At 65.7% G+C, this 18,781-nt stretch carries 15 protein-coding genes; 1 reads left to right on the top strand and 14 read right to left on the bottom strand.

Going from position 1 to position 18,781, the window contains the following annotated elements; genetic code table 11:
* The first annotated feature begins 26 nt into the window (after positions 1–26).
* A complete protein-coding gene (locus CAL22_RS13210) occupies positions 27–1,043 on the top strand; it encodes a capsular biosynthesis protein (protein WP_094813986.1) in 1,017 nt (338 codons plus the stop codon).
* On the opposite strand, the gene CAL22_RS13215 is transcribed toward CAL22_RS13210, so the two are convergent.
* The 14 genes from CAL22_RS13215 to CAL22_RS13280 form a co-directional block, all read right to left on the bottom strand.
* Entirely contained in the window at positions 1,015–2,079 is a 1,065-nt protein-coding gene (locus CAL22_RS13215) for an acyltransferase family protein (RefSeq protein WP_094813988.1), read from the bottom strand. The two genes, CAL22_RS13210 and CAL22_RS13215, sit on opposite strands and share 29 nt — an antisense overlap.
* A gap of 65 nt (positions 2,080–2,144) precedes the next feature.
* Positions 2,145–3,419: a lipopolysaccharide biosynthesis protein gene (locus tag CAL22_RS13220; RefSeq protein WP_094813989.1), complete on the bottom strand. Its 1,275-nt coding sequence runs from the start codon at positions 3,417–3,419 to the stop codon at positions 2,145–2,147.
* Positions 3,416–4,606 (bottom strand): glycosyltransferase family 2 protein, encoded by a 1,191-nt coding sequence (locus CAL22_RS13225; RefSeq protein ID WP_094813991.1) that lies wholly within the window; start codon positions 4,604–4,606, stop codon positions 3,416–3,418. The genes CAL22_RS13220 and CAL22_RS13225 overlap by 4 nt, the downstream gene beginning before the upstream one ends.
* A gap of 4 nt (positions 4,607–4,610) precedes the next feature.
* Entirely contained in the window at positions 4,611–5,537 is a 927-nt protein-coding gene (locus CAL22_RS13230; RefSeq protein WP_094813993.1) for a glycosyltransferase family 2 protein, read from the bottom strand.
* A complete protein-coding gene (locus CAL22_RS13235; protein WP_094813995.1) occupies positions 5,534–7,792 on the bottom strand; it encodes a capsular biosynthesis protein in 2,259 nt (752 codons plus the stop codon). The genes CAL22_RS13230 and CAL22_RS13235 overlap by 4 nt, the downstream gene beginning before the upstream one ends.
* A complete protein-coding gene (locus tag CAL22_RS13240; protein WP_094813997.1) occupies positions 7,789–9,171 on the bottom strand; it encodes an O-antigen ligase family protein in 1,383 nt (460 codons plus the stop codon). The genes CAL22_RS13235 and CAL22_RS13240 overlap by 4 nt, the downstream gene beginning before the upstream one ends.
* 11 nt (positions 9,172–9,182) lie before the next feature.
* Positions 9,183–10,151 carry a CpsD/CapB family tyrosine-protein kinase gene (locus CAL22_RS13245; protein WP_094813999.1) on the bottom strand — a complete coding sequence of 323 codons (969 nt, stop codon included), beginning with the start codon at positions 10,149–10,151 and terminating at the stop codon, positions 9,183–9,185.
* A complete protein-coding gene (locus CAL22_RS13250; RefSeq protein ID WP_143276972.1) occupies positions 10,148–11,527 on the bottom strand; it encodes a GumC family protein in 1,380 nt (459 codons plus the stop codon). The genes CAL22_RS13245 and CAL22_RS13250 overlap by 4 nt, the downstream gene beginning before the upstream one ends.
* Positions 11,528–11,709: 182 nt before the next feature.
* Positions 11,710–12,153: a hypothetical protein gene (locus CAL22_RS13255; RefSeq protein WP_094814003.1), complete on the bottom strand. Its 444-nt coding sequence runs from the start codon at positions 12,151–12,153 to the stop codon at positions 11,710–11,712.
* Positions 12,154–12,194: 41 nt separating this feature from the next.
* Complete coding sequence (locus tag CAL22_RS13260) at positions 12,195–14,156, bottom strand: hypothetical protein (RefSeq protein ID WP_094814005.1); 1,962 nt, start codon at positions 14,154–14,156, stop codon at positions 12,195–12,197.
* Positions 14,153–16,432, bottom strand: a complete 2,280-nt coding sequence (locus CAL22_RS13265) for an AAA family ATPase (RefSeq protein ID WP_094814007.1) — start codon at positions 16,430–16,432, stop codon at positions 14,153–14,155. Before CAL22_RS13265 ends, CAL22_RS13260 begins: the two co-directional genes overlap by 4 nt.
* Before the next feature lie 140 nt (positions 16,433–16,572).
* Entirely contained in the window at positions 16,573–16,983 is a 411-nt protein-coding gene (locus CAL22_RS13270; protein WP_094814009.1) for a hypothetical protein, read from the bottom strand.
* The gene (accC, locus tag CAL22_RS13275) at positions 16,980–18,347 is read right to left on the bottom strand and encodes an acetyl-CoA carboxylase biotin carboxylase subunit (protein WP_094814011.1); all 1,368 of its coding nucleotides are present in this window, start codon (positions 18,345–18,347) and stop codon (positions 16,980–16,982) included. Before accC ends, CAL22_RS13270 begins: the two co-directional genes overlap by 4 nt.
* Positions 18,347–18,781 (bottom strand): acetyl-CoA carboxylase biotin carboxyl carrier protein, encoded by a 435-nt coding sequence (locus CAL22_RS13280; RefSeq protein WP_094814013.1) that lies wholly within the window; start codon positions 18,779–18,781, stop codon positions 18,347–18,349. Before CAL22_RS13280 ends, accC begins: the two co-directional genes overlap by 1 nt.

An 18,781-nucleotide genomic window follows, 5' to 3' on the forward strand; every position in this document is an offset into this window, starting at 1 on the left:
CACGGCCACCAACCGGAGCTTCCGCCATGGACTACCCCTATCGCGTGGCCGCGCAGATCAGCATGTATCCCATGGACTATCCCCATGCGGCACTCTTGCTGCCGCACCAGATCCGCGTCTGGAGCCCCATGGTGGATCGCATCCTGGTGACGATCGACACCCATCAAAGCCGCTCCGGGCGTTATCGGGGCAGCCATTTCGAAGCCTATCGCAGCAAGCTGCTGGCGCTGGCGCAAGACCTCAAACGCGACCATCCCAAACTGGACGTCATCGAGGTCGACTACGCGCCGCAAGCCCGCCGGGAGGTGGCGCAAGCCTTCTTCGGCACGGACGACATCCCCGTCAAGGCCTGGGACGGCGGCCCCTTCTATGCCTATTTCTACGGCATGCACCACAGCCAGGCGCGCCACATCGTGCACTTTGACGGCGACATGCTGTTTGGCGGAGGCAGCACCCGCTGGGTGGAAGACGCCATCCGCTACACCGATCGCACTCCCGATGTCCTGCTGACCGGCCCCTTTCCGGGCCCGCCGCGCGCCGACGGCAGCATCGAGGGCCATGGCCTGCCGGCCCCCGAACGCACGCAGATCGGCGGCGCCCTCGCCTACCGGTTCCAGAATGCCAGCACCCGCATCTTCATGCTGGACATGCAGCGTCTGCACGCCACCCTGGGGCACTTGCCGCTGATGGCGCCAGGCCGGCTGCAGCGGCTGAAATCCCATCTGCTGGGCAACCCGCCCGACGTGCGCGAAGCCGAGGTCATCCTCAGCGAGGTCTTGCGCGAGCGGGGTCTCTACCGCGTCGACCTGCTCGGCTCGCCGCCCGGGCTATGGTCTCTGCACCCCCCTTACCGGGGCGCGGACTTCTATCGCCGCTTGCCCGAGCTCATTGCCGCCGTCGAGTCGGGGCAGCTTCCCGATGCTCAGCGCGGCCACTACGACGTCCACGACAGCATGATTGACTGGTCCGCCCAGCGGGCTGCCACGCGGCGTCACAAACGCTGGCTGCGCATGCTCAAAGACCGGCTACGGATCGGCGGGTAGCCGCTTTGGAGGCAGCCTGCTCACGCGGTTTCTTGAACAGATTGATGAGCGGCCGCTCAAGCAGGTAGTAGACCGCCAGGCCGGCCACCGTGCAGGCCAGGATGCCGACAACGCAGAAGGCAAGCTGCCCGCCCGGCAAGCTGTCCAGATGCAGTTTGCGCCATGCCTGGCTCAGGGCCGACAGCACGAAGGCGTGAGAAAGATAAATGGAATACGAGGCGTCGCCCAGCGCGTGCAGCAACCTCAGCCGGGGCAGGGCCTGAAATCTTTCCAGCAAGATGGCGCCCATGACGATCGCCGCCGCGGGCACTCCCTGCGCCAGGGGCCGCGATGCATCCGGCGCATAGACTGACGCCAGAGCGATGGCGGCAAAGCCGCCAACGACCGACCCCCATCCCAGAGCCGCCGACCCGCCTTTGTGCGGCCGGGAGAACCACCATCCGACGCTCATGCCCAGCAGGAACTCCAGCACGATATCGGAGGTATAGACCTTCAGGATGGGCGTGTCGTCGCCGACCCAGAACCATCCCAGAAAGCTCAGCCCGAACAGCACCAGCGCGGTCACGGCGAAGCGCCATGCCGTGGGCAGCACCAGCGTGAGCCCGAAGATGACGTAATAAAGCATCTCGTAATTGAGCGTCCATCCCACGGTCAACACCGGCTCTATCAGCCCGGCGGGGTTGGGCACCATCACGAAGAAATAGGAGGCGACCACATGCAGCAAGCCGAAGCGGGTGGTCTGCATCAGGTGCGGCGCGATCAACATCACGGCCACGGCCACGGAGGTAAGCAGCCAGTAAAGGGGCACGATGCGCACCGCGCGCCGGCGGTAGAACTCGAGCACGCCCACTTTCTTGCCGCGCGTGGTGATCCACATCAAAAAGCCGCTGAGGACAAAGAAGATGTCCACGCCGGCGGCCAGCCAATGCGGCCAGTATCCCTGGTAGCCCATGCGCTCGAGTTGCGGATAGAGATGGACCACCACCACCATCATGGCCGCAATGCCACGCAGATACTGAATCGAGATGATGTCCATGAACGGCTATCCGGTTCGAAAGAGGCGGCCGCGACACGGCGCGCGGAAAACAGGGCGGGCAGACATCATACCGGCGGCACCTCGGCGTCGCGGCGTACTTCGCCCCAGGCCAGCACGGCCACGGCCAGCCCATAGCAGGCCTCGCCCACCACGATACCCAGGGCCGCGCCGACCGGCCCGAACCGCAACATGCAGCCATAACTGGTCGCCAGCGCGATCAGGGCGCACACCAACGTGCAAGCGCTCAGCGCGCGGAAACGCTGGCGCAGAAGCGGCACCATCATGACGGGCTCGCGTATCACCATCAATACGAACAGCCCGATCCACAGCAGCAGCAAGGTGTCGCGCTGCGGGAAATCCTTGCGCATCAGATCGAGGAAAATCCAGTCCCGCAGCAACCATACGACCGCCCCATACAGCAGCGTGAACATCGCGAGCGCCAGCGAAAACAGCAGCAGGCGGCGCAGCGTGCGGCGTGCGCCCATGCCGTGCATCCAGCCCGAGGCCAGCGGCGTGAGCTGCTTTTGCATGCCGGCCAGCAGCAGATTGATCGGCATGAGCGTCAGCCGCGATGCGGCCAGCGCGGCCACCGCGGCCAGGTCCAGCGTCGCGGCCGTCAGGAAGTTGTAGCCCTGATTGAATAACCAGTAAATCACCCCGCCCGAGGCTGCCCAGAACCCCATCCGCGCGATCTCTCGCAGGCGGCCCGGTTGGGCCTGGGCATCGAGATCGTCGCCCAGCACGCGTCGCAGCAGCGCCGCGCAGGCCAAGGCGGCCGCCATACCGGCCAGCAGCGCGCCCACCGCCGCGGCCGGGGTCAGCACCGCCAACGCGCAACCGGCCAACAACACCAGGACATAGACGGCATCGGCGCCCAGTACCTGCTGCGGCCGGTGATACATGAGCAGGATCCCGCGCAGATATTCGCGATACAGCGCCGCCAGCACCAGGCCGGTGGCCGCGGCAGCCACGGCAGCCGAAGCCGCATCGAACACCCCCGCTGCCCACGCTGCGGCGATCAAAACCAGGGCCAGCCCTGCCCCCCACCCGCCCAGATGGCGTTGATCCCGTAGCAGGCTGCCCATCCATTGCCGCCGCTGCGCGGTGTCCAGCCCGGGAAGCCGGATCACCATCGGCGTACCAATGAAGGTGCCCTGCAAGGTGGTCAGCAGCATCATGGTATTGAAGGCCAGGATGTAATAGCCGTACTGCACCTCGGGCGCGTAGCGGATGAGGATCAGGCCGACCCCGAAGTTGGCTGCCGACAGCATGGCCTGGTCTGCGATCGAGCTGCCGAACAGGCGCGCCAGACCCGGGGCTGAAGAACGTGGCCGACTCACCGGTTGCCCCGATCGGTTTTGATCCAGTTTCGATTCCGGCGGTTGCGCACCAGTACCACCAGCTTCCAGAGCACGAAGAAAGGCACGCGCAGCAAATCCAGCAAGGCTCGCGGCCCCAGCGGGCAGAGTTGCCAGCCGCGCAGCACATGCAGGGCGAGCACCGCCAGCAGGGCCAGCGCCAGCATGGGCCAAAAGAGCAAGCCGGCGCCCGGCAGCACCCATGCCGCCAGGCCTCCCAGCACGAGCAAAACACCGATCTGCAACACGATATAGCCCAGCGGCAGGGTGAGCAGATCGATGGCGAGTTCCAGGCAGACCCAGCTAGGGCGGGTCAGGCCCTGCCGCAACAACGGCAAGACATAGGCCTTGAGCACCGCCATCCGTCCGCCCTCCCAGCGCTGGCGCTGGGTGCGCGACCCTTTTTCGGATGCCACCAGCTCGGCGTCGGCGCTGGCCTCGTCGATATAGACCACACGCCGCCCGTTCAAACCCAGCACGATGCCGTACTCCACATCCTCGGCCATCGAATGGATATTGAAGGGAACCTCGCGCAGGAGGGCGTGCGTCATGCACATGCCGTTGCCGCGCAACCCGTTGGAGGCGCGCAAGCGCTCGCGCGCCCTGCCCCGCACCGCGTGGAAAGCGCCATAGGCAATAGTGATGATGCGCGTGCGCCAGGAGTCATCCGGATTGAGGACACCGTAGTGAACCTGCATCACCTCGGCTCCCTGCTCCATACGGGCAGCGTAAGCAGCCAGCAGATTGGGCGTGACCTCGGTATCGGCGTCGATGACGGCCACGGCCTGGGCGAACCCGTCGGCCGCGCTACGGGCGATGCCGAACTCCAGCGCGTAACCCTTGCCGCGTTGCGTGTCGCTGGTGCGCTCGATCACCAGCGCGCCCGCGGCACGCGCAAGCTCGGCGGTATCGTCGGTGCAATTGTCGGCGACGACGATGATGCGATAGCACGCGCGTGGCCAGTCCAGCGCGGCCAGGCTGCGCACGGTGCGCGCGATGACGGCGGTTTCGTTGTGCGCCGGCACGAGCACATCGAAGCGCCAATCGCGCCGTTGCGGCTGGGGCCGTGGCAGGCGTGCCGACAACAACGTCAATAGACCCAGGTAGCCGCTTGCCAGCGCAACGGGCAAGGCAATGACAAACAGGATGAGATGCAGGAACAAGGCCATGGAATCAGGCGTACTCTTGATAGCGCCCGCCCCAAAGGACGGACAGTTTCCCGTAGTTGGCGCAGGCGCGCCCCAGCCAATGCACACCATGATGGCTGCCCAAGGGCCAACTGAACAGCGCCAGCAGGCCAGCGGCTGCCATCTGGCCTGCGGCGCGGGCGTAAAAAGCCAGCCGGCGTGCGGCACCCGGCCGCGCGCCCAGCCGGCCCGCTTCAAAATGGATGGCAAAGTCCTGCCCGCCACGCAGGGCTCGCTTGAGAACCCAGGGCACCGTCATGCGGCTGCGGGCGACCGGCTCAACCACCTGCGCCTCGTCGCACCATACGATGCGCGCGCCCTCGCTGGCCAGACGCATCAGCATGTCGCCATCTTCGCCGCCGGTCAGGCCATAGGCAGGGTTGAATGCCGGCCCGGCCCGCCGCAGCCATGCCGCCGAGACCAGAAGATTGCCCAAGCGCAGCGCGTTACGCGGGACTTCCTGCCCAGTGCGAAAGCGCGGCCAGTCGAAAAAATGCCCGCGCCGTACCCAGGCCGGCGCGTCGGCAGGGACCTCGGGCACCACGGGCGCCTGCACGGCATCCGCGCCAAACGTATCGGCGGCTTGCATCAGCAGCGCCAACCACTGCGCAGGGGCGCGCTCGTCATCGTCGATCATGGCCAGCCATTGGCCCTGAGCCAGGTCCACCGTCATGTTGCGCGTCAGCGAGATATTCTTCTGCGGCTGGATCGCATAGTCCAGCCGTACGCCCAAGCCCTGCAAGCGGGCCTGGTGCGGCGCGACCACGGTGCGGGCACTGCCCTCGGCGTCGTTGTCCACCACCACCACCTGCAGGGGCAGCAACGTCTGGGCGGCCAGATCGCTCAACAGCGCATCCAGCAAAGGCAGGCGCCGGTAGGTGGCAATGCAGACGCTGATGGCGGGCGCGCTCATGGGGTGTCCTCGTAGACGAATTCGTACCAGGGGCTGGCGTCACCGCCGGTTTGCACCCGCACCCGCGCGGCACCCTGCTCAACGCTGACCAGCGAGGCCGATAGCGGCGCACGCCGGCGGCCTTGCCCATCCAAAGGATAGACCGTCAGGCGGCCGGCGCGGGCCGACAGGCCGAGTGTCGCCGGCATCCGCCGCAACCAGGCCGGCGGCCGCGTGGCATAGTCGCCAGACGGCCCGGCGCCCCCGGGATCCGGCTCCAGTGTCAGAAAGGCCGTTTGCCCACGATAGGGGATACGCAACTTCGGGCGTTGCGGCATTGAGCCGGGCTGGGTGCCCGTCGTGTCGTTGCCCAGACTCAGCAACAGATGACGCGCCTGCGCCAGCGGCTGGCCATCCAGCGCGGTCAATATGGCGGCTGCCGTGCCTGCCGCGTCAAACTGCATCCAGGCGGCCTCGCCGGGCAAGCGCTGCGTGCCCACCGCGCCGAACACCGCCCAGACATCCGGCGTTTGCAGCATCACCTGCCCGTCGCCCTGCGTCAGTGCCGTCGAGGCCGCCTGCCGCGGCACGGACACCTCAGCCCCGGGCCCGGCCTTCAGGTCCAGACCCAATCGGCCTTGCAATGCCCAGCCGGGCTGAACACCCAGCCCCTCGATCAGGCCATGCGTGATGGCGTCGAAGCGCCGGTCCGCCCCCCACCGCAAGCGGGCGTCAGCGCCCACGGGGATATCGACCTGCAGGGGCAAGGCAGCAATGAGCGGCTGGCGGAACAACCGCGCGCTCTGCCCTGCCAAGGCCATGCGCCCCCAATCCCCGCTCAGGGCAAAGCGCGCGGGCGCCTGCGGCAGCGATGGGGTATCGCTGTAATCGAAGTAAAACAAGCCGTCCCAGTCCTGCAAGGCCGCCATGGCGCTCATCAGAGGCAGTATCTCCGCGCCGCGAGGGTTGGGAAAAGGCAGGTTGAACTCGCTGACGACGAAAGGCCGCTGACGGTCGCGCCGCAACGCCAGCGCCAACAACCGGGAGAACTCCTTATCGCTGGCGTTCAGGTCCGGGATGCGCCAATCCTGGGCGCCGCGGATATCCGGGTGCGCGATGTAAAAATGCTCATCGATATAGTCCATGGCGGGCTGAGCATCGGCGTTCATCAATCCACCGTAACCCATTTGTGTGCCCGTCACGGGTACTTCAGCCCCGGCGGCATCGTGCACAACCTGCCGCAGAAGCTCGAAATAGGCTTGATCGGTGGCCGCCAGGAAACGCATGAAGTCCTGCTCACGCGCACCGACGACGCCCGGTTTGCCGGTGCCGAACCAGGTGCTCAGGCGCCTCGCAACCCCCGCGCGCAGCTGGGCCAGACCGGTTTCGTACAGCGGCTGCTGGCGGCCAGGCTCGGGAAAGTCGTCGGCGTCATCGGCCGCGCAGCCGCCCCACCGGGCACATGCCTCTTGCAGCGACCCATACTTGCGCACTAGCCATTCACGCCAACGCATGCGCAGTTGCGGCGCATACGCGGAAGGAATGGCCGCCTGCCAATCCGGGCCCAGCCATGCGGCCAGCAAGGAAGACTCGTTATTGATCTCCACCAGGGCCAGAGCGGGATTGTCTTTCAAACCCAGCAGCGCGATCAGTTGCCGCGCGTAGGCCTGCTGCATGGCGATCAGGCGGGGATCATAGACATGGATGGGCGCGGTCAGCGAGGGCATCTCGGCCCCGCCATCCAGTGCCGGCAGGCCATCGACGCTGGGCCGGAAGCGGTAACCCACGTGCAGGTTCAGATTGATATAGATGCCCTCGGCGGCTAAGGCGCCGATCAGCCCGCGCAGACGCGCCACGGCGCTGCTGCTGAAAGTGGGAAACGGCCCAGGCGTCAGGATGCTGATGGGGGCATCGGGAATGTCGGACGGTAGAGAGTCGAGATGATGCAGGCGCACCGCGTTGAATCCCAGCTTGCGCAATTGCCGGGCCAGATCGGTGGCCTGGCGCGCATCGGGGAAATTTGCGCCGAAAGACAGGTTCACCCCGAACAGACGCGCCCGCCGGTCCGCCTGCCCATCGCGGCCCACAAAAAACAAGTGGCTGCCCCGCGCCACGATACGGGAGGCCGCATCCAGGGGGTGGTTCAATCCTGCCACGTCCGGCGCGCCGCTCAGGGCAGCAGGCTGCATCTCGAACACGAACCAGTCCGCCGTTGCGGCCACGCCGGCGGCCGGGCCCGCCAGCGCCAGGCAGCAGGCTGCCACCCAGCGCTTCATGTCCGGCGCTCCGTGCGAACCCGAGCACCGCGCGGCGCAGCCGGCCCGCCTGGGACCTCGCGCCCGACGCGCATGCGGGCATGCGCTAAGGCCAGACGGCCGCTGATGGCCAGCGACGAATAAATGAACATGATGTTCTGGAAGTTGGTGTCGCGCAGGATCTGGCTTTCCGAGAAGTTGCTGATCATGATGGTCACGCAGATACTCAGATGGATGGCAGCATCCTCCCGGTCTATCTTGTAGAGCCGCATGATGCTGATCACATGCCAGGCCAGGCAACCCAGAAACAGGCCCATCCCCACTTGTCCCAGGTCCAGCAGAATATCCAGATAGCCGTTGTGCGCCTGGCCCGGCAGCCAGCCCAGCTTGGTGCCGATGTACTGAGAGGGGCCGCCCTCGCCGACCCAGAAGGCGCTGTACCCTATCCCCAGCAGCTTGTGCCGCTGGATGGAAACGTCGGCCAAGGCCCAGATCTCGCCGCGGCCGGTCAGATCACTGCTCTTGTTGAACAGCGTCGTGACGACCAGCACCACGTCATCGATCTCCGGCATGCGCCCGACGGCCACGTAGAACACCAGCAAAAAATAGAGCAAGAGCAGCAACCCGCTCAACAACAGGATCTGGCCGGTGTGCCGGCCCCCGAAGAAACGTTTGCGCGTCAGCAGATAAATGCCCACGCCCAGGCCGGTGACCAGGATCGAGGTCGCGCTCTTGGTCATCACCAGCATGAACGCGCTGAAGACCACCCCCATCAAGGCCAGCCCCCGGATCTGCGGCGTCATGAAGAACTCGCGCAACCACAGCAACACGGCAAAGCCGGCGATGGAGCCCAGCATGTTCTTCTGCCAGGTGATCCCGCGCCAGGCGTTGCCCAGCAACACATCCACCCCCACACTGGGCACCAGCAAGGCCACGAAAAACGACAGCACGAGAACGATGGAATAGGTGCCGAGGACGACGCGCAGGAATTGCCGCGGGCTGCTCAACGGCGGCGCCACGGCCAGGCCGATAAGCACCAGCCCGGCAAAAATGATGGTGCGCTTTAACGTAATGTCGGGATAGGGTGACCACGTCGCGCTGCTCAGGCAGTACAGCACCAGCAGCAGCAAAAAGAGATTGGAACCGCGCAGATTGCTCAGGACGGTGGGCAGATGCCGCCATGCCACGAAGGCGGCGCCCAGAAACAGCGACGCATATTGCACCTGCCGCAGCATCGATCCCTGCATCACGGTGTGCGTGGCTTCCGGCCCCAGCTCACTGACCGACAAGGTGTCCGGCACGATGGCAAACAGCAGGCTCAGACCGACGAGCAGCCACACCGCCCAGCGATCCCCACGGCTTTGCCCACCGGCGATCGGAAGGACAGGAGGCGCACCCATGGCCGCGCTCGTCAGCCGCGCAGGCGCGCGGGCAACAGAGACCGCAAACGGGCCAGCCAGCCTCGGCCGCCACGCGGATCGTATTCGTTATAGACCGTGCCCAGCACCCGGGCCCCGGCGTTCTCGAGCAGATCGGCGCTGCGGGTCAGCGCATTGAGGGAGGTCAGGTCCTTGCGCGCCACCAGCAGGCAGGCATCCACCTGGCGCGCGATGCTCTGCGCATCGGAGGAATCTGCGGCCGGCGGGGTATTGACGATGAACACCTCGTACTGATCGGCATAGGCCGCCAGCACGCGTCCGAGCGCCGGCTCGCGCAGCAGTTCAGCCGGATTGGGCGGCTGCGGACCGGCATCGAGCACTCCCAGCGCGGGAAAACCCGGCACGGCACGGCTCTCGCCCGCCGGCGCGCGGCCCGCCAATATCGCGGACAGCCCCGCACCGCTGGCGCTGCCCAACAAGGTCTCCTGCCCGCTGGCGCGCAGGTTGGCGTTGACCAGCAACGTGCGCCGGCCGGTCTGGGCGAACGCAATCGCCAGGCTGGCGCTGAGGTAGGCGCGGCCTTCTTTGTCCTGCGGACTCACCACGGCCAGCGCGATACGGGGCAGCTCCTCTAGCCGGATGGAGATCTCGGCGCGAATCTGGCGGATGGCCTCGGCTTCCCGGCCGAAAGGCATGGCCGCAATGGGCAGGGTGATGTCGGTCTGTTGCGCTGAAGCGTAATCGTAACGGTACTGCTCGGCCAGCACGGCCTGCACCCGCTCTTCGGTGACAAACCCCAGCTTGACCGCAGCCTGGCCGAACCGCAGTTGCTCGGCCTGCTGAAGCTGCACCACCTGCGCGACCTGCGCTTCGGTCAACACCCCCAGGCGCACGAATCGCTCGCCCATTTTCTCGGCGGGTTCGAAGCTCTCCAGCGGGGCTTGCGGGCCGCCGTTATGGTTCAGGCGATCGAACAGCGGCAGCAGTTTGGGATCGCTCATGGGGCAACCGCCACAGGCTTGCGACCCACCCGGCCCAGAACAGGCAGAGTGGTACTGCGCTCCAGATCGTCCAGGCAACGGACGCGGCGACGGCTCAGTTCCAGGATGAGCGCCAGGGCAAGCCCGGCCATCAGCCCGATCACCAGGCCAAGCAGCAAGCTGCTGCGCACACGCGGCCGCGACGGCGACGAAGGCAATTCAGCCGCCCGCAACACCGCCAGACTGGGCAGGGAAATATTGCTGGCCATCAGGATGCCATCGTATTTTTGCAGCGCGGTCTGATAGACCTGCTCCACGCCGGCGAACTGCCGCTGATAGGCGGCGATCCGGTCGAGCTTGGCCATCTGATCCAGAACCTTGGCTTTCTGCGCGTCCATATCATGCTGCAAGGCGGCGTGCTGCGCCTCCAGCCGCTGCACATCGCTGTCGAGCGCATCGACGGCCGCCTTGGCCTGACGGGCGATGTCGGCCTGGAACTGCGCGCGCTGGGCCAGCAAACCCGCCACGCTGGGATGCCGGGGGCCCAGCGCCCCGCGCAATTGCCCCAATTGCTGCTCCACCACCGTCAAACCGTTGCGCAAATCATTGATGGGGGCGATCTGCCCGACTTCCGGCAGGTCTTCCGGCCGCATGCCCGCAGCCAGCAGACTGGCCGTCGTCGCCTTGCGCGCACGGGCGGCCTCCAGCTGCGACTCCAGCCCCAGCAGGGACGTTGCCATATCATTGAGACGGCGCACATCGATATCCCCGCCTGACTGGCGGGTGTCGACGATGCCGGCTTCCTGTTGGTAGCGCGTCAGTTTGTCCTGAATCGCGTCCAATTCGCCGCGCAACTGCTCCAACTGCGCGGTGTACTGCTCGGTGCGCGCCCGCGCCGCGGCCGAGGAAATCCCCTGGCTGACCGCGATATACGAATTGACCACGGCGTTGGCAAACTCGCGCGCCTTCTGCGGGGTATTGGCCGAAAAGGAAACCGTCAGCACCCGGCTGTTCTGCTGTTTGACGACTTCCAGATGGGTTCGGATGTAATTGACCAGATCATTGCGGGCGGCCGACCCCGAGCGGGCGTCGTCCCCGGAGAGCAGCCCCAGGCTGGTGATGACATGATCGGCCACCGTCTGGCTGCGTATCATGTCGATCTGGGTCTGCATGTAGCTCTCGTCCAAGAGGGCCGAAAATGAGCGGCCGCTGATGGGATCGTTCTCGCGGTAATCGATGAAGACATCCGACGATGCCGTCCAGACGCGCGGCAAAACCAGCACGAGCAGGCAGGTCAAGGCCAGGGTGCCGACGGCGACCCACGCGACCAGCCGGGCGCGCGCGACGAGCATCGCCCAAACCTGGTTCAACGATAGCAGACTGTATTCAGGGCTCACGGCGGGTATCGATTCAGCGTGGCGTAACGCCTGATTCTACCGAAGAGTCCGATGTCGGGGGCGGATGGGGGCAGGCGGAAGCAAAAATTCGTCCGCCGGGGTCTTTCGCCCCTGATGCCCCCACGCCCGGCGGCTCGTGCCAGGCAGGCGGCGGCACAGGCCGCCTGCCGGGGATCCCGGCCTTACTGCGCCTTGAATTCGCGCATGATGCGGGCAAATTCCTCGGCGCCGTTATTGAGCATGCGGATGTAGCGCACGAACAACTTGGCATCGAGTTGCGGCTGGCTGGCGGAAATCAGGAACTCCACCGCGCCCATGACGTTGGCGTTATCGCCCGAGGCGTAGATTTTCACGCCCTTGCAGCGGCCGTTGACCATGGAGATCGCCTGCAGGGCGGCGGCGAACTCCTCGTCATCGTCGAGCGGCCAGAAATTGGGAAACACCAGCCGCACGAAGTCTTCGTCGTCGGCGTCCGCAATCAGGATATAGCTGCGGCCATCCACCTTGAAAACGAGGTCAGAGGTCTGCGCCTGATCATCCCACTGGATCTGGCCGCGATTGAATCCCTCGCTATCGAGCAAGGACTGGAAGTAGCTGGTCAGTTTTTCGACTGATTCACGGCTCATGGTAGGGGAACTCCGATAAGTGAACAAAAAGGGATGCGCGCTCAGCCCGCATCCGGCCCGCCGCCGCGGCGCATCACGCGCACCACGAACATGATCAGGGCGATCAAAAATACCAGAAACAGCAATTGCGACGACGAGGCCAGGGAGCTGTCGCGCCATTGATCCAGGCATTCGGGGCTGGGCTGCTGGTGCAGCTCGACCTCATGGCGCGCACATTCAAGCATGGCCGCCGGCGCCCGGGCCGTGGGCAAGCCTTCCGGCCCGGCGGCCGCGGCCGCCCCCGGGTTACGCAGCCAGTACGCAAAAGAGAACGCATCGGTGCCGGCCTGCAAATCGCGGTGATCCTGGATCCGGCTGCCGATCTCCAGCAAAACGAAGCTGGCCGTCACGCCGAGCGCGGCGTTACGCAAACGCTGCTGACTTTCCTGGCGGATGTCCTCGGCCTTGCGGGCCTCGGCCGCCACATGGCGCAAGCGGGCTCGCACCGTGCTCTCGTAGCTGTTGACCAGCTCTTTGAGCGCAAAGATCTCATCGAGCTTGCGCGACGACTCTTCCGGGATCAGGCCCGGCGGCTCGCTGCGCCCCATGCGGCCGAGCTGCACATCCATATTGGCCTTCATCAAATCGGCCAAGGCACGATTGAGCACGTTCTCGATCTGATCATTGATCGAGATGGCTACGCGTTCCTGCAGGCTCAAGCGTTGCGTGCCCAGCGCATAGCAGGCGCAGGCCAGCACGCCGAAAATGACGGCCCATATCGCGCCATCGCCGAAGGGCGCCTGCCATGCCGACAGACGGGTCAGCACACCCGTGGCGCCCTCGAAAGGCGCCAGGACCGGATGCACAGACAGCCACAGCAGGGACAGAAAAACCCCCAAGGCCGACGCGTGCCCCAGACCGGTGACGAGAGTCTGCACCCGCCCGTGCTTGATTTGCTCAGGCAGCCAGGCGCGCCAGGCGTACCACGCCAAGGTTCTCAGATCCCGCCACCGCAGGCCGGAGGCGGTATTCATGGCGGACTTGAAATCCTGAGGCAATTTCTGGCAATGCTCCGGAATCACCGGCACGGCATCCGGCACCCCCTCCCGCCAGGAGTTGCCCGCGTCGTCATACTTATAGTCGAACAACTGCTCCAGCAGATCGCACAGCTCGCGCAACAGGCGCGCCCGCAACAGTGTCGAGATATCCGGCAAGGTCTGCGCCCGCTGTATCAGCTGGCGCAAATCCTCGAGCCGATTGATGCACAAGGCAAGATTGGCCTTGCTGCCGGCCACCTTGGCCAACAAGGTGGCGCGCAGAACGATGCCGTAGCGTGCCGCGTCGTTCTGCAGACTCGCATCCCACATCAGCGCCCGGCAGGCGGCGCTGGCCAACTGCACATGGTCGAACGCAGAATCCGGCGGCGGCGGCTCCAGCCTCACCCGGGCCAGCAGATCCTCGTTGAGGATGGCCGCGCCCTCGTCTCCGCTGATCGCCGAGATGCGGATACGGTCGGTGCGTTTGAAATCCTTGGCGCGGTCCAGCGACAAGGCCGGCTCGCCCGTCGCCGCGCGCGGCCGCTTCTTGCCGGACTGCCCTTGCGGCAGCGGCGTTGCCGCCTTCTCCACAAACGCGGGCTGGGCGGCGGCTTCACCCTGCTGGATACGCTCGGCCGCCCGCTCCCGGGTAAAGAGCTCGTCCTTGGCCGGAATGCGCTGATTGATCAGGCGCGCACTGTCGGAGCGCTTATTGGCGTTTTCTGTCGAGGGCGCCTGACTGCCGAGCGCGGCACCTGGCTGGGCACCGCCGGAAAACGGCATGGCGCTGAGCACCACGGCGAAGTTCGCCTGCTCCACGCCGCGCTCGTCGGCCTCGGCGAAGCAATGCACGCGTTCGAGAAAATGGCTGTGCAGACTGAAACCATCACACCACTTGGCCAGATCGTCCAGCCACCTGGCCAGGCTATCCGGTCGTGCGTCGGTCACGGCGCCTTGCGGCGCGTCGGGGCTGGCTGCCTCACTCATGCCGCCGCATCCCCCACCACGGCCAGCAGGGCTTTGCGGTCCAGCACGTGCTCGGCCTGCAGCTTCTCGCTCAGGGCGTCGAGCAAACCGCGCTGCCCATCGAGCAACGCGCGGGCCCGAAGGAACTGCTCGGCGATCAACGCCTTGGTCTCGGCCTCATCGGGCGACAGAGTATGCCAATTGGGGCTGGTGACGCTAAAACCGTAGGCGCCCAGCGCCGCTTCGGCCAGCCGCCGGGCAACGGCCAGATCATTGTGGCTGCCGTATCCGCCGGCCCCCGTGCTGACCGCGCTATCGCCATAGACGATGGCCTCGGCGGCGCGGCCGGCGAGCACCATGCAGATACGGTCGAGCAACTCTGCGCGCGTCTGATTGTGTTCGGCGCTTTTGATCCCCACGAAACCCAGCGCACCCTGATCATCGGCCACGACCGAAGCCAGCTGCAAGTGCTCGCGCAAACTGGGCAGCAACAGCCCCACCAAGGCGTGCCCGGCCTCGTGGTAGGCCGTGCGGGCCAGCTGCGGCCCGTGCAAGGGATTGCGCGCGGCTTGCGGCGGAATACGGAAGATCTCGTCCTGGATGTCTTGCGCCGTGATCGCGCGGTTACCGTCTAGCCGGGCGCGGCGGCGCGCGCCGCGTACCAGCAACTCCACGTCGGCGCCGGTCAAACCCAGAGACAGGCTGGCGCAGCGCCGCAGATCGTCCGGCGCGATCTCATAGGCGTAGGGCTTGAGCTTGGCCTGATAAATGGCCACCAGCGCCGGCACATCGGGACGATTGATCGTGATGACGCGGTCCAGGCGGCCCGCGCGCTGCAGCGCGGGGTCGACATTGTCGGCATGGTTGGTCGCGCCGATGACGATCACCTGGCTGCGGTCATCAAAGCCATCGAGCTCGCTGAGCAGCGCATTGAGAAACGCCGTGTTCCAGGAGGCATTCTGGCCCTGGAAGGACTCGCGGTTGCCCAGCGTATCGATCTCGTCGATAAACAGGATGCTAGGCGCTTGCTGGCGCGCCGCGGCAAACGTGGCCGACATCAGTTGCACACACTCGTCCAGCCCGTTGCCGACCATCCAGTCCTTGACCGGCGCGACCGCCGTAAAGGCAATACCGCAATCACGCGCGATCGCCCGTGCCAGCGTGGTCTTGCCCGTGCCCGGCGGCCCGGCGAACAACGCCCCCCGGTCGACTTCCTTCCATTGGATTTCGCCGCGCATGGCCAGCCGCAAGTCGTTGAACAACTGCGCTGCCCAGCGCTTGGCGCTCTCGACGCCATGCAGATCCTCCAGGCGCATCGAGCTGCCCGCGGACTGCGCCTGATTGCGCTGATCGGCCAACTGGCGCAGGCCGGCCAGCCAATCGTGCTCAAACTTCAGGGTGTTGACGCACAACAACTCCTGCGGCCCGATGGCCGAAGCCCAGGCCGGCGTGATGGCCGACAGATCCGCGCCGGGAAAACGCTGGCGCGCGTAATCGGCCAGCCGCTCGGCGTTCATCAAGGGAATGCTGAGGTATCCATCGCTGCGCACCAGCGACAGGAACTCGCGCGGCAACTGATTGCGCGAGGTGCAAAACAGAATCATCCCGAAAGCGCGCTGCTCGGCCATCCGGATCACCAGATCCTGGAAGTCCGCCGTCACGCGCGTATCGAGCTGATAGGTGTTGAGCGCCGGGCAGAGATTGGCCAACGCGCTGCGCAAATGCTTGGCATAGCGCGGAAACGGATTCTCGACGATGAACACAGGCAGCAAGGCATTGGCCTGCAAGCGCAATTGGATCTGCTGTGCCACCGGCATGACGAAGAACTCCCAGACATCCTGGGTATTCGGGTCGACCGGTTCGTCCGCGTCATTCACGGAATCCGGGTCTTCCGGCGGGCGCGACAGCCCCGGCAGCGCGTTGCGGCGCAGGCGAGCCAGCACATGCTCGGAAATCGAACGTGCCGATCCTGGTGCCGGCACCGGCCGGACCGGCCGTGCGGCGGGCTCGACCGGCTCGACACGCTCGGCTGGCGCGGCCTGCTCGCCCCGGTCGGCCACCACGGGGGCCGCGGCGGCCGGCGCGGGCCGGGATGCCGGGGAGGCGGGCTTGCCCTTGCGGGCAGCCAATTGGCGCATCAGCTCCGCCTGCACCTTGCGGCCGCCGGCCGGCGCGGGGCGTGCCGCGGCCTCGGTGATCGCGCCGGCCGCTGCCGTCTCCTGAACCCTGGCGCTGGACGGCGCCGTCACCGCAGTCTTGCCAAAGTTGCGGATCCAGTCCGTAATCTCACCCACCATGCCTCCCGGGGCCCCGGGGCCCTGATTCGGATATTAACGACCGCGAAACCCGGCCTCGAGCGCCGGGTTTTCAGCAAGGCACGTATTTAATCCGAAAATGCAAGCAGATGAAAGTATCGATCTTGCGGCGCGACAAAAACTCAAGGCATATCAGGCGCGAGCCTAAACAGTTCCTGGGCATAAGCCACGAGGTCGCCATCCTGCACCAAGGATTCGGCCACAGTTCCGCTGAACTCGCTGCTCAGTGCCCGCAAGCGGTCTCCAACCTGCAAAAATCCCAAGCTATCGCCCACGGCAACCACCGTACCCGGACCCGGGGCACCGGTATCCTGATCGCGAAAGGGATGATGGCTGCGATAAATGCCTATGTCATCGGCGCGTAAGGAACGACCACGCGGCGAGGGGGGAAACTCCGCAGTGGCGGCCTGGCTGTCCGCGGTTCCCAACCGCAGCCGCAGTCGTTCGCCATCCGGCTGCGTGAGTTCGCAGGTGAGCACATTGTTGGCTCTTAGCGCCAGGACCAAAGCCTCGACTTCTTCGATCTTTATCATACAGAGCCACCTTGTTTCAGAACGCCGGTTGCCAACAGCCGCTCCAGGGCGGCGATCTCCATCCCACCAGCCTGAAAATCGCCGTTTTGCAGCAGTGCCGCAAACAAGGCCGCATTGGTGGCCAGCCCGTCAACCATCAGTTCAGATAGCGCCACGCGCATACGCGCTATGGCTTGCTGCCGGCTGCTGCCGTGGACGATCAGCTTGGCGATGAGCGAATCGTAGTGCGCCGGCACCTCGTAGCCCGGGTAAAGATGAGTATCGACCCGCACACCCGGCCCCCCCGGCGCCACCCAGGCCTGAATCCTGCCCGGCAGAGGCGCGAAGGTCCAGGGGTCTTCGGCATTGAGGCGGCATTCGATGGCATGACCCGACGGCGCAACGCACTGCTGAGTCAATGTCAGCGGCTGCCCCAGTGCCACCTTGATCTGCTCGGCGACCAGGTCTACCCCCGTGAGCATCTCGGTCACGGGGTGCTCGACCTGGATGCGCGTATTCATCTCCATGAAGAAGAACGCCCCATTCTCATAGAGGAACTCGAAGGTGCCCACCCCCTGATAACCGATGTCCAGGCAGGCACGCACGCATATCTGCCCGAGGTCGGCGATGCGCTGGCGGTCGATGCCAACGGCCGGCGCCTCCTCGAGCAACTTCTGGTTGCGCCGTTGGATGGAGCAGTCCCGCTCACCTAGCCAGATGGCATGGCCATGCGCGTCGGCGAGAACCTGGATCTCGATATGCCGCGGGTGCTCCAGAAATTTTTCCAGATAGATGTCTTCCTTGCCGAAGAAGCGCCCCGCCTCTTCGCGCGTGATCTGCGCCGCCTGCCGCAGATCGCCGCGTGTGCGCACGATGCGCATGCCCCGCCCGCCACCGCCGGCAGCCGCCTTGATGATGAGCGGGTAGCCGATGGCGTCGGCAATACGCTCGAGCTCGCCCACCTCGTCAGGCAGCGCCTGATCGAAACCCGGCACGCAAGGTACGCCAGATTTCAGCATTGCCGCCTTGGCCGAGATCTTGTCGCCCATCAAGGCCATCACCTCTGGCGACGGGCCAATGAACTGCAGGCCGGCATCCCGCAGCGCAGTGGCGAAGGCGGCGTTTTCGGAGAGAAACCCGTAGCCGGGATGCACGGCCTGCGCGCCAGTCAGGCGCGCGGCGGTGATCATGCGATCCATATCCAGATAGCTCTGGCGCGATGGCGCCGGGCCGATGCACAAGGCCTGGTCAGCCAGCGCCACATGGCGCAAATCTGCATCGGCCTCGGAATGGATGGCGATGGTTCGCAGACTAAGCGCCTTGCAAGCCCGCACAATGCGCAGGGCGATCTCGCCCCGGTTCGCAATCAAGACTGAATCAAACATCAATTGCCCTCCTGCGGGATGATCTCCATCAAGCAGGTCGACGGCTGCACCGGCTGACCATCCTCGACAAGAATGGCGCCCAGGACGCCGCTGACAGGAGCTTCCACCGGAAGCAACATCTTCATCGCCTCCATCAGACCCAGCGTCTGGCCCTCCTGGACGATGTCGCCCGGGTTCACGAAAACAGCTTCTCCGGGCGCCGGACGTCGATGAAAAATCCCCCCCATGCCGGCAGGTACGGCCACACGGGGCGCACCCGGCAAGGCCACCTCGCTTGCCGCTTCGCGCGGTGCTTCAGCGGCAGACAACGCGCCCGACGAAGAAATGGCCCGAGTCAGGCTGATACGGGCTCCCTCGGGGCTGACATAGTCGAGCTCGGTGATGGACAGGCGCGCCATCAGCGCCGCAAGCTCCTGAACGTATTGCAGATGCAT

It is taken from the genome of Bordetella genomosp. 12 (assembly GCF_002261355.1).
In the GTDB taxonomy this organism is placed as follows: Bacteria; Pseudomonadota; Gammaproteobacteria; order Burkholderiales; family Burkholderiaceae_B; genus Bordetella.